The following is a 12610-nucleotide window of genomic DNA, read 5'->3' as shown; positions in this document are numbered from 1 at the left end:
AAAGGAGAATATATGTTTAAGTTTGGTAATAAGAAAGAAGATTACAAGGAAATTGCTGACAAGATTGTAAAGGGTTTAGGTGGAAGAGAAAATATTATCACAATTGACAACTGTGTTTCAAGATTAAGATTAGAATTACATGAAACTGCTAAAATTAATAAAGATGAGTTAAAAGATGCAGGTGCAGTTGAAGTAATAGTACAAGATAAAAATTCAGTTCAAATTATTATTGGACCTAAAGTACAATTTATCGCTGAAGAAATGAAAAAGAAAGAATGTGCATGTTCTTCAAAAATCGAAACTGAATCTACAAGTAAGAAGGACTTTTCTGAAATTGCAAGTGAAGTAATAAAAGGATTAGGTGGAAAGGAAAATATTATTACAATTGATAACTGTATAACAAGATTAAGAATGGAATTAAGAGATTCTAATTTAGTTGATAAAGTAGTCTTAAAACAAGTTGGAGCAGTTGACACTGTTGTAGTAGATGAACATTCAGTACAAGTAATAATAGGGTCTGATGTACAAGAAGTAGCAGATGAAATGAGAAAACAAATATAAAATATAGCACAAGCGTGCTATATTTTTTCTTGATATGTTAGGGGGCAAGTAGTTGAAAATAAGAAGAGTAGTCCTATTATTAATAGTTATATTATTTATTTGGCTAATGTTGCCATATAATATATTAATATTAGGAAGTGACGCAAGAACTGAAAATTTAAAAGGGTCAAGAACAGATGGAATAGTTTTAGTAAAAGTTATACCGTTATTATTTACAATAAAAATGGTTTCTATACCAAGGGATTCATATGTAAGTATTTATGGTAAAGATAAATATGATAAAATAACACATGCTTTTGCTTTTGGTGGTAGAGAATGTAGTATCAAGACTGTTGAAAATTTCTTAGATACTCGTGTAAACTATAGCGTAGTATTTAGATTTGAAGATATAGTAAATATTACAGATATATTAGACGGTGTTGATATAGTATCAAACCATACATTTGTGCAAGATGGATGGAGTTTTAAGAAAGATCAAAAATATACAGTAAAAGGTGATAGTGCCTTAGCATATGCAAGACATAGAAAATCAGACAGTGATTTTAAGAGAGAAGAAAGACAAAGACAATTAATGAAGAGTATAATATTCAAGTTAATAAGTCCAAGTGGAGTGAAAAAGATACCTAATGTATTTAGTTATGCATACAATAATATGCAAATTAGTTATAATCCTTTAAAGATTTTACCATCATTTTTAGGTTTATTAAACATACAACAATACGAAATAAAAGGAGAATCTACTAGAAAGAATGGAATATACTACTTTGTACCAAACGAAGATAGTGTAAATGACATAAAAGGTAAATTTAAAATAATGATATAGGAGGATTAAGGATTTATGTATAAATTGATTGCAACAGATATGGATGGAACTTTATTAACAAATAAAAGTTTGATACCTGAAAATAATAAAAATGCTATAATAAAAGCACAACAAAAAGGATGTAAGTTTGCATTGGCTAGCGGTAGACCTATAGAAGCAATGAAATCTTTTGCAAAAGAACTAAAAATGAAAGATTATGAAGGATATATAGTAGCTTTTAATGGAGGTCAAATATTTGATTGTAAGACAGAAGAAACAATATTCTTAAAGGGTCTATCAAGAGAAGATGTAATCTATTTCTATAATTTAGCAAAAAAACTTGGTGTAACAATAGTTACTTATATAGATAAATTTATTTATACTGATTGCATTAATGAATATAGTAAAATAGAGTCAAGAATAACAAAACTAGAATTAAAGGAAATAGAAGATATATATAAACTTGATTTAAGTGCAATTGTAAAATGTATGTTTATATCATCTGAAAGTAATATAAAACAATGTTATGAAAAATTAGCAAAAGAAATAGGTGATAAATACTATCTAGCAATATCAGATCCACATTTTATTGAAATAGCTAATAAAGATATAAGTAAAGGGGTAGCAATAAAAAAATTATGTGATATAATAAATATTAATTTAAACGATGTAATAGCTTGTGGAGATTCATACAATGATTTAGCAATGTTAGAAGAGGTTGGTTTACCTGTTGCAGCTGGTAACTCTAATGAGGATATCAAGAAAAAATGTAAATATACAGCAGTTACTAATGAAGATGGTGTTCTAGCAGATGTTATAGATAAATTTATAATCTAATATTTTACTTAGTGTGTATTATACTAATCCTTGCAATTAAGGAAAAAATATGATACACTTTACAAGTAAAATAGATAGTTGGAGGCATGATGATGAGAAAAACAATTATTGCAGGAAATTGGAAAATGAACAAAACTTGTTCAGAAACTAAAGAGTTTTTCACAAAACTTTTACCACTTGTAAAAGGATTAGATAGAAATGTTATAGTAGGTGTTCCATTTACATCACTACAAACTGCAGTTGAAATGACAAAAGGTAGCATAATTAAGATAGCAGCAGAAAATATGAACCCAAAAGAAAGTGGAGCATATACAGGAGAAGTGTCACCTTTAATGTTAACTGATTTAGGTGTAGAATATGTAATTTTAGGTCACTCTGAAAGAAGAGCATACTATCACGAAACAGATGCATTTATTAACGAAAAAGTTAAGTCAGCTTTAAAACATGGACTTAAACCAATATTATGTATAGGTGAAAAATTAGAAGAAAGAGAAAAAGGAATAACTAAAGACGTTGTAAAAGAACAAATAGTTGAAGGTTTAAAAGGACTAAGTTCTGATGAAATGTTAAATGTGGTTATAGCATATGAACCAATATGGGCTATAGGAACTGGTAAAACAGCAACTCCAGAAATGGCTCAAGAAGTACATAAATTTATAAGAAACCTATTAGAATCTCTATACTCAAAAGAAGTAGCAAATGAAGTTACAATACAATATGGTGGTTCAATGAAACCAGCAAATGTTGTTGACTTATTAGCTCAAGAAGATATAGATGGAGGATTAATAGGTGGGGCAAGCTTAGACCCAGAATCATTTATTGAGCTTATTAAAGCTGGTAAATAGGAGGATATATGAACGGTTTATTCGTAGCATTCATGGTAGTTTTATCAATTATACTAGTAGCTGTAATATTAATGCAACCAGATAAAAGTCAAACTGTTGCTAAGACTGAAAGCATCTTAGACCAAGAAAAAGACGGAATAGAAAAATTTACAGAATATGTAGCAGTATTATTTTTAGTATCAGCAGTAGTTTACAGCGTTATTAGATAAAATAATTTTTAGGAGGATACAAAGAGATGTCAAAGAAGGAATTTGTAGAAGCATACGCAGCTAAAACAGGTGAAAGTAAAAAAAGATCTGAAGAATTAGTAAATGAATTTTTACAATTAGTAGAAGAAAGTTTAGTAGCAGGTAAAGATGTACAATTTGTTGGATGGGGAACATTTGCAACTAAAGATAAAGAAGCAAGAAAAGGAAGAAACCCTAAAGACGGTACAGAAATCGAAATACCAGCTAAAACAGTTGTTAAATTTAAAGTTGGTAAGAAATTAGCTGACGCAGTAAGTGCAAGATAAGTGAAGTATTCGGTGTAATTAAATATTTTTGTAATTATGCCGATTTTTTTTATATAAGGAGGAAATATTGAAAGAGTTACAATCATATTTTAAGGAGAATATTTTTAAGCAGATAAGCTTATGTTTTTTCATCTTTTTAAAAGCATTCCTATTTATCTTTAAAACAATGTTAGGTATGTTTATACTAAATAATGTTTTAAAGAAGGATTTAAGGGGACAGTCTTTTATATTGCAATAGAGTTTTTTGTAATAATGCTATCTGCCATTATTGATTATGCATATCTTGTATTAAGAGAAGGATATTTAGAAAATATAAAATTATCTATTATTAATGATCTTTCCCATAAAATAATTAATCAAAAAAACTCCAAATTAAAAGAAAAAGAAAAGTATATATCATGGCTAGTAAATGATATGAATAGTATAAAAGAAGAATATTTTAAAAATGTATATATATTTTTATACGATGTTTTAATAGTTCTTTTTACTGGAAGTATGATATTATGGTTTAATGTATATATTTTCATATTTAACTTAATAGGTTTTGCATTAATGTTTAAATTTTCGGATAAATTGTCTTCAAAAATAGAAACAATACAATATGACATTTCAAAAGAAAAAGAAAAAAATGTTAAGTATGTTACTAATTTATATGAAAATGTGTATAAATTCTTCTTTGAGAATAAAATAAAAAATTTTGCAGATAAACAAAATGAATATAATAATAAATACCTTAAAGTATATTATAACCTAAACAAAAAATTTCATTTGGTAATAAGTGAACTAACAATATTAAGTGTTTTAATACAGATACTAAATGCTAGTATAACTACTGTGTATATAATAAACAATAAACTCCCTATATCAGCATTTTTCCCTATTTGTACATTCTGTGCATATTTTTGTAACACCATAAATGAAATTGTGGGAAAATATATATCATTAAAAAATTCTAAAAAGGTTTATGAAAAATATGATAATGAAATAGAATTAGAAGAAAGCTATGATAAAATATCAGATATATCTATGATAGAATTTAAGGAAGTTTGTTTAGATGGAATAATAAATAACTTTAATTTATCACTAAATAAAGGAGATAAGTGCTTAATAATTGGAGAATCAGGTAGTGGTAAATCTACAATAATAAATCTATTATTAAAAAATATTTCTAATTATAGTGGGGAAATTTTAATAAATTCTAAGGATATAAAAAGTGTTGATAAATATTCGATTTATTCTGAAATTGAGTATATAAATTCAGAAAATTTCATTTTTTATTCAAATATATATGATAATGTTTCAATATACGATGAAAATTGTGATAAGGCATTAGTTAATAGTATTTTAAATGAACTAGAAATTTCTACAATTGATAAAGAAGTAAAAGATGATAATTTATCATTAGGTCAAAAACAAAGATTAAATCTAGCTAAGGTATTCTATAATAGAAAAAATATAGTAATATTAGATGAAGCTACCTCAAATTTAGATGGAAAAAATAGATATAATATAGAAAACAAGTTAATTAATTCAGATAAGACTTTAATTTTAATAACACATCATTATGATGATGAATATTTAAAACAGTTTGATAAGGTAATATATTTAAAAAAAGGTGAGGTAGTACAATATGAAGATGAATAAAATTAAGATTACATATTTATCAGTTATATATGCTGGAGAATCATTAATTAAAGCTATTTTGCCCTTATTTTTTGTAAATATATTCAACTATATTGTTAAAAAAGAATATAAGATGGCAATGATTTTACTTGTTATACAGCTTATGGGATACATAATGTATGTAATATATAATAATGTGTTAAATAACACGGATGCTAAAATAAAAGAAGAAATTAAAAATGAAATAAAGTATAACTTAGCATTGAAAATAAATGATCAAAAAGCAAAAGACATAGATAAAAATAAGGTATTATCTTGGACTATAAACGATGTTGAGGATATTATTAATAACTATATAGGTGGTATATGCGAAATAGTTGGTTGTATATCATTAATAATATTTTCTGTTATAACACTAGTATACTATAGCTACGTACTATTTTTAGCTTGTGTAATACTTTCAATATTTACTTACTATATCCCCCAATTATTCGTTAAAACTCTAGAAAAGAAACAAAAAGATCTTAATACTGCAGAGGGCATATATTTAAAGAAGATAAAAAATATATTATACGGTATCATGAATTTTATCTATTCTAATAAGCAAAATAACTTCATTTTTGCAATAGATAGAACTAGTACTAAGTTAAAGGAAGAATACCTTAAAACATTCAAGTTCAATAAGAAGTATAATGTCTTTATTAATTTTGTTATTGCACTATCCAATGTAATTCTATACGCCATAGTATATATAATGATTTACTATAACTACGTATCTTTAGGACTATTTACAGCTATAACAGATGTATTTAATAATTTTAATAAGTCAATAATTTCATTTTCTTCTTTGATTGCGAAAATAAAGGTAGGTAAGTCAATCTTAAATAAATTTGATAAAGAATTAGTATGTGATTTAGTAGAAAAGAAGGATGTTAAAAAGATAGATAACATTACCTTTGATGATTTTGGTTTGAGCTTTCAAGAAAGAACTATTATTAAAAATTTTTCATTTAAAATTAATAAAGATGAAAAATATATAATTTTAGGTAAAAGTGGAAGTGGAAAATCTAGCTTAATTAAAAGTATTTTAGGTCTAATAACATATGACGGTGTTATTAAAATAAATGACGAGGATATAAATACATTTAATATGAAAAGCATATATAATAATATTACATATATAAGTGATGAAAATAAAATAATATATGCAAATATTTATGATAATATAGCTCTTTTTTCAAAATATGATAAAAATAAAATGGATGAAATATTAAAAAATTTAAAATTAGAACATATAGATAAAGATAAGACCTTAGATGAATCAATTCTTTCAACTGGTGAAATTCAGAGAATAAATTTAGCTAGAGTTTTATACAATCAAAAAAATATTTTAATTTTAGATGAAGCACTAGCTAATATAGACGCTGAAAATAGAAGTAATATTATTGAATATATAAACTCAAAACCTTTAACTTTACTATATATAACCCACCATATTAACGATAATATTAAATATGATTATAAACTAAAAATACCCAATCTTAATTAGATTGGGCATCTTTTTTTATTAATACTTTTTGAATCTTCTTATTCTTTACCTTTAGCACTTTAAAGCAAGCACCATCTATGTAGATGTCATCGATATTGGCATTATCATCAGGTATGTAGCCTATATGCTCTATTACAAGACCTCCAACAGAATCATAGTGTTCAGAGTAAAAATCTGTCTTTAAAAAGTCATTTAAGTCATTAATTGATAAATCACCATTTACAAGATACTTATTCTTCCCTATTTCAACTATATTATATATCTTCTTATCGTATTCATCCGTAATATCACCTACAAGTTCTTCTAGTAGGTCTTCTAGTGTTACAATTCCTGAAACACCACCATATTCATCTATTAATATTGCCATATGATTGTTGTTAGTTTTCATTTCCATGAAAAGTTGACTTACTTTTTTTGTATCAGGTACAAAATATGCTTCTTTCATAAGTGATTCTGCAGTAACAGATCTATCTTGTAATAGAAGTAAATCTTTAATATGCAGTATCCCTATAACATCATCAAGGTCTTCGTCATAGACTGGGACTCTAGAGTATGTAGTAATATTTTTTTTACTCAATAAGCTTTCTATTGTTTCATTTTTTTGTATTGCAAATATATTAGGTCTTGGAATCATGACTTCACGAGCAAGTAATTCATCAAAGTCTATAATATTTTCCATCATTTCTTTTTCAGGTTTTTCTAAATTACCATTATTTAAAACAGCAATCATTTCTTCTTTACTTAAATCATCGCTCTCCTTATTTTTACTAAATCCTAGAATAAATACCATAGCATTTGTAGATACAGTTAGTATAAATATTAGAGGAGTAAAAATTATTGAAAATATATTTAATATTCCAACTAATGATAGAGAAATTCCTAATGATTTTTGTAAACCTATTCTTTTTGGTACTAATTCACCTAGAACTAATGAAAGATATGAAAGTATAAGTGTTACTATAACAACAGATAATTCACGAGCATAAGGTAAATTAGTTAATGAATGTTCTAGCTTGTTAGATAAGCTAATAGCAGCAGATGCTGATGCAAAGAAGTTAGCAAGTGTTATTGCAACTTGTATTGTAGATAAAAGTTTACTAGGACTTTCTATCATTTTAAGTAATAATTTTGCTCTTTTATCTCCATTTTCAACTAATGCTAATATCTTGTTTTTATTCACTGAAAATATTGCAATTTCTGCACATGAGAAAAATGCATTAACAAGTATAAGGAAAAATATTAGCATCAATTTGGGCACTATGTCCAATGTGATCCCTCCATTAATATTGATATAAATATTTTACCATCAATTTATTTATTTGTAAATTCAATATATAAATAAAGTATTACTTAGAGTGCTTTTTTTTGAAATAAAGTGTATAATATACAAAAAGAGAATGAGGTGAGAGTATGATACCAGTAATAATAGATACAGATCCAGGTATTGATGATGCAATAGCTATAGCACTTGCAATTAAGTGTTCTAAACTAGATATACGGTTAATAACAACAGTAGCTGGTAATGTGGGTATAGAAAATACAACAAGAAATGCATTAAATTTAGTTAGTTTTTTTGGTAGACCAGATATACAGGTTGCAAGAGGTTCTAGTAAGCCACTAATACAAAAATTTGTAGATGGAAGTGAATTTCATGGTAAAAGTGGACTTGGGAGTATAGTACTAAAAGAATCATTGAATAAGGCAAAAGATAATGCAGTAGAAGAAATGAAAAATGTAATATTAAATAGTAATGAAAAGATTAGTATAATTGCTTTAGGACCATTAACAAATATCGCCTTACTATTAAAGTCATATCCAAGTGTAAAAGAGAATATTGAAAAGATAGTATTAATGGGTGGAGCTATTGGAAGAGGTAATATGAGTCCATTAGTTGAGTTTAATATAGGGGCAGATCCTGATGCAGCTAAAATAGTATTTAATGAGGGTATAGATATTACTATGATAGGTCTTGAAATGGGCGATGATGCAAGAATTAGTGAAGATGATTTAAAAGATTCAAAGACAGAAATAGGTAAGTTTTGTTATCAAGCAATAGTGGATTATAGGGGAGGGAAGATAGGTAAAATGGCATCAATTTATGATGCAACAGCAGTAGCCTATTTAGTTAATCCTAATTTATTTGAAACTAGAAAGCTTTTTGTGGATATAGAGATACAAGGACAGTATACAAGAGGAGCAACAGTAGTAGATTTAAATGGGGTGTATAAAAAAGAACCTAATACTACAGTCGCACTTAAGATAAATAGTAATGAATTTAGAAATTGGCTTATAAAAAAATTGTCGCAATAGCGACAATTTTATTTTATATAATTTTCAGGTTTACAAGGTTTAATATTCCAAATATCATTTGCATATTCTTCAATTGTTCTGTCTGAAGAGAACTTACCAGCATTTGCAATATTCTTTAATGCCATCTTAGCCCAATTTTCTTTTTGAGCAAAGGCTTTAGATATTTTAGCTTGTGTAGCTCTATATTGTGGGAAGTCTTTCAAGACATAGTAAACATCTGGTCTATTTCCATCTACACCATAAAGTATAGAATCACGAATTTCTTTGAATAATCCTGTATGATTATCATCATATGTACCATCTGTTAATTGGTCAACAACTTTTTGTAGACCATCTACAACATAGTATTCTTCCATAGGATCATATTTACCATATTCATTTAATCTTTCAACTTCATCAGCTGTTAGACCGAATATAAATTCATTTTCTTTACCAGCTTCTTCAACTATTTCGATATTAGCACCATCCATAGTTCCTAATGTAATTGCACCATTAACCATGAATTTCATATTACCAGTACCACTAGCTTCCTTACCAGCTGTTGAAATTTGTTCAGATATATCAGCAGCAGGGAATATTCTTTCTGCTAATGAAACTCTATAGTTTTCAAGGAATACAACTTTAATCTTTCCATTGATACTTGCATCATTATTAATAACTTGTGCAATAGAGTTTATTAATTTAATTATACCCTTAGCTCTTCTATATCCAGGAGCTGATTTAGCAGCAAATATGAATGTTCTTGGATATACATCTAATAAAGGATTTTCCTTTAATTTGTTGTATAAGTCCATTATATGGAATACATTTAGCAATTGACGTTTGTATTCATGTAATCTTTTAACTTGAATATCAAATATTGATGTAGGATCAACTTCAATGCCAGTTGTATCTAGTATATATTTTGCTAATTTCTTCTTGTTATTTAACTTGATTTCCATAATATCATGTAGGACTTTTTCGTCATCAATATATTTTTCTAATTTCTTTAATTCACTTAAGTTTGTTATCCACTTATCTGAACCAATTAATTTTGTAATATATTCTGATAATTCAGGGTTTGCTTTTAATACCCATCTTCTTTGTGTAATTCCATTAGTCTTGTTTTGGAATTTATCAGGGTATAGTTCATACCAATCTTTTAATTCTTGATGTTTTAATATTTCAGTATGTAATGTTGCAACACCATTTACAGTATGTGATGCAACTATTGCAAGCCATGCCATTTTAACTTGTCCATTAGAAATTATACTCATTCTATTTATTCTATCAAAGTCACTAGGATATTTTTCTCTTAATTCATTTACAAATCTTCTGTTGATTTCTTCTATTATTTGATAAATTCTAGGTAATAGAGGTTGAATTAATGAGATATCCCATTTTTCAAGTGCTTCTGATAAAATTGTGTGGTTAGTGTAAGCAAATACTTTTTTACAAATATTCCATGCTTCATCCCAACCTAATTTTTCATAGTCTAATAATATTCTCATAAGTTCAGGTATTGCTACAACTGGGTGAGTATCATTTAATTGTATAGCAATTTTATCGCTAAACTTATCAAAGTTATTACCATATATTGATTTATATCTTCTAACTATATCTTGTAATGATGCTGATGTGAAGAAGTATTGTTGTTTTAATCTTAACCATTTACCACTTCTTTCAGTATCATTTGGATAAAGAACTCTTGATATATCTTCAGCTTCTATTTCTTTTTCTGATGCTGCAAGATATCTTTGAGCGTTGAATAGTTGTAAATCAAATCCTTCCATAGATTGTGCTTCCCATAATCTTAAAGTATTTACAACACCATTTCCATATCCTATAACTGGAACATCATAAGCAATAGCTTTTACATTTTCAGTATTAACTCTCTTGTAGTATTCTTTTCCAACTTCGTCTTTATGGATTTCTACATTACCACCAAATTTAACTTCAAATGTTCTATCAAGTCTTTTTATGTCCCAAGGAGTACCAAATTTTGTCCAATCATCAGGATATTCAACTTGGAATCCATTTTCTATTTTTTGTTCAAATAAACCATATTTATATCTTAAACCATAACCATGTCCTGGTAAGCTAAGAGTTGCTAATGAATCAAGGAAACAAGCAGCTAATCTACCAAGTCCACCATTACCAAGTCCTGTATCCATTTCTTTATCTTCAATTAAGCTTAAGTCTATATTAAGATCATCTAACACTTCTTTAATAATCTTATCATATTGTAAGTTTATTAAATTATTTCCTAAGTATCTACCCATTAAAAATTCTGCTGAGAAGTAGTACATTTGCTTAACTTGTTTTTTAGCATAAGTCTTTTTAGTGTTGTACCATTTTTCAACAACGTCATCCATAACAGCACTTGAAACAGCGTAGTAGATTTCATAATTTTTAGCTTCTTCAAAAGTTTTGCCGTATTGACGTCTTAGAGCTAATTTAATTTTTTCCTTTAATTGCTCTTTAGTGATTTTTTGCATTATATTTACCTCCGAACTCATTGTAATACATTTCCAAATTCAATGTTATACTTCCGTCTTAAATATTCTAACATTTGTAAGCCTAAAAAGTCAATATCTAGTGAGTATAAAATCTCAGAAATGTTTTTATCTATTAGAATACTACCTATTATTTTCTTAATGTTTGTAATGTTTTTTGAATTAAGACCAGCTGGCAAGAAAATTCTTACTTCTCTATCACTAATTTTCTTTATGGTAACAAGGTTTATATTCTTATCTTTCATTTTTAATAAGGGTTCTAGCAAATATCTTTGGTTTTTAGATTCTATATATGTATCATAGTAATTTCTATAATGAACAATGTCTAAAAAATTAAAATTAGGCATGAAAAGACAAGAGTTTTCATTGACTTCTTCATTAATGTAAAATTTTAGATTATATATATTGTGATCTATATGTATTTTATATATCTCATATTTTTTTATAGCAGCATCATTTTCTTTTAGATACTTGAATATATTTTCAACATCTACATTTTTATCGACCTTATAGTCCATTATGAAGTAGGTGTATAAGTCGTCATCTAATATATCAGGTGTATAATTATATGGATTACCAAATTGTAGTAAGTATCTAAGTATAGTTCTTCTAGATAAGTAAAAATATGGTACAGTACTATCTAAAGTTAGTTTTATGTAATAGTAGTTTTTAGACTCATTTTTTTTATTTAGTATATCTTGTATATTTTTTGTAATAGAATGAATTTCATTTTCTATATTAACTATATTATTCTTTTTTTCATTTACACCAGTTTTTAAGTAGGCAATATATAGATTTTCAAATGCTTTAAAACATTTAAATATATTATTCTTGTACTCATAATATGTCTTTTTATTTCTATCGATAATAGAAAAAATCTTTTTTAAAAGGCTTATAGTATCAATATCGTAAATATTTTTTAAAAAGAATGTATCATTTTCCAGTTCATTTAATTTTTTAACACAAAATTGAAAGTCTTCTTTTTCAATAGAATTAATATGTAGTAAAAATTCTAAGATTTCTTTTATAATAGAAAGATCTTTAGATATAGTATTTGATATTTTGTTATCCATA

General features: G+C 26.5%; 12 protein-coding genes. 9 read left to right on the top strand and 3 right to left on the bottom strand.

The genetic code is table 11. The annotated features are described in order from the left end of the window. Positions 1-12: 12 nt before the first annotated feature. The 8 genes from IMK15_RS01285 to IMK15_RS01250 all read left to right on the top strand — a co-directional run bounded on the left by IMK15_RS01285 (position 13) and on the right by IMK15_RS01250 (position 6731). Entirely contained in the window at positions 13-561 is a 549-nt protein-coding gene (locus IMK15_RS01285; protein WP_192941599.1) for a PTS transporter subunit EIIB, read from the top strand. A gap of 52 nt (positions 562-613) precedes the next feature. Further along, positions 614-1384 carry an LCP family protein gene (locus tag IMK15_RS01280; protein ID WP_226869149.1) on the top strand — a complete coding sequence of 257 codons (771 nt, stop codon included), beginning with the start codon at positions 614-616 and terminating at the stop codon, positions 1382-1384. A gap of 15 nt (positions 1385-1399) precedes the next feature. Continuing rightward, positions 1400-2200, top strand: a complete 801-nt coding sequence (locus IMK15_RS01275) for a Cof-type HAD-IIB family hydrolase (protein ID WP_192941598.1) — start codon at positions 1400-1402, stop codon at positions 2198-2200. A gap of 92 nt (positions 2201-2292) precedes the next feature. Next, positions 2293-3045: a triose-phosphate isomerase gene (tpiA, locus tag IMK15_RS01270; RefSeq protein WP_192941597.1), complete on the top strand. Its 753-nt coding sequence runs from the start codon at positions 2293-2295 to the stop codon at positions 3043-3045. 8 nt (positions 3046-3053) lie between these two features. Beyond that, a complete protein-coding gene (locus IMK15_RS01265) occupies positions 3054-3254 on the top strand; it encodes a preprotein translocase subunit SecG (RefSeq protein ID WP_046328533.1) in 201 nt (66 codons plus the stop codon). 26 nt (positions 3255-3280) lie between these two features. Continuing rightward, positions 3281-3559, top strand: coding sequence for an HU family DNA-binding protein (locus IMK15_RS01260; RefSeq protein ID WP_046328534.1), 279 nt, complete (start codon positions 3281-3283; stop codon positions 3557-3559). A 252-nt stretch (positions 3560-3811) separates the two neighbouring features. Then, on the top strand, positions 3812-5203 hold the full coding sequence (locus IMK15_RS01255) for an ABC transporter ATP-binding protein (protein ID WP_192941596.1): 1392 nt from the start codon (positions 3812-3814) through the stop codon (positions 5201-5203). After that, positions 5190-6731: an ATP-binding cassette domain-containing protein gene (locus IMK15_RS01250; RefSeq protein ID WP_192941595.1), complete on the top strand. Its 1542-nt coding sequence runs from the start codon at positions 5190-5192 to the stop codon at positions 6729-6731. The genes IMK15_RS01255 and IMK15_RS01250 overlap by 14 nt, the downstream gene beginning before the upstream one ends. Here IMK15_RS01250 and IMK15_RS01245 read toward each other — a convergent pair. Next, the gene (locus IMK15_RS01245; protein WP_237224003.1) at positions 6724-7989 is read right to left on the bottom strand and encodes a hemolysin family protein; all 1266 of its coding nucleotides are present in this window, start codon (positions 7987-7989) and stop codon (positions 6724-6726) included. The genes IMK15_RS01250 and IMK15_RS01245 overlap by 8 nt on opposite strands. Positions 7990-8141: 152 nt before the next feature. Here IMK15_RS01245 and IMK15_RS01240 point away from each other — a divergent pair, with 152 nt between their 5' ends. Further along, positions 8142-9041 carry a nucleoside hydrolase gene (locus tag IMK15_RS01240; RefSeq protein ID WP_192941594.1) on the top strand — a complete coding sequence of 300 codons (900 nt, stop codon included), beginning with the start codon at positions 8142-8144 and terminating at the stop codon, positions 9039-9041. 8 nt (positions 9042-9049) lie between these two features. Here the strand turns inward: IMK15_RS01240 and IMK15_RS01235 are convergent, their stop codons facing one another. Beyond that, on the bottom strand, positions 9050-11518 hold the full coding sequence (locus IMK15_RS01235) for a glycogen/starch/alpha-glucan phosphorylase (protein ID WP_192941593.1): 2469 nt from the start codon (positions 11516-11518) through the stop codon (positions 9050-9052). A 17-nt stretch (positions 11519-11535) separates the two neighbouring features. Beyond that, positions 11536-12609: a hypothetical protein gene (locus tag IMK15_RS01230; RefSeq protein WP_046328540.1), complete on the bottom strand. Its 1074-nt coding sequence runs from the start codon at positions 12607-12609 to the stop codon at positions 11536-11538. Position 12610: the final 1 nt, after the last annotated feature.

The organism is Sneathia sp. DSM 16631, from assembly GCF_014892235.1.
Lineage (GTDB): Bacteria > Fusobacteriota > Fusobacteriia > Fusobacteriales > Leptotrichiaceae > Sneathia > Sneathia vaginalis.
This window is presented reverse-complemented; position numbering and strand designations above follow the sequence as displayed.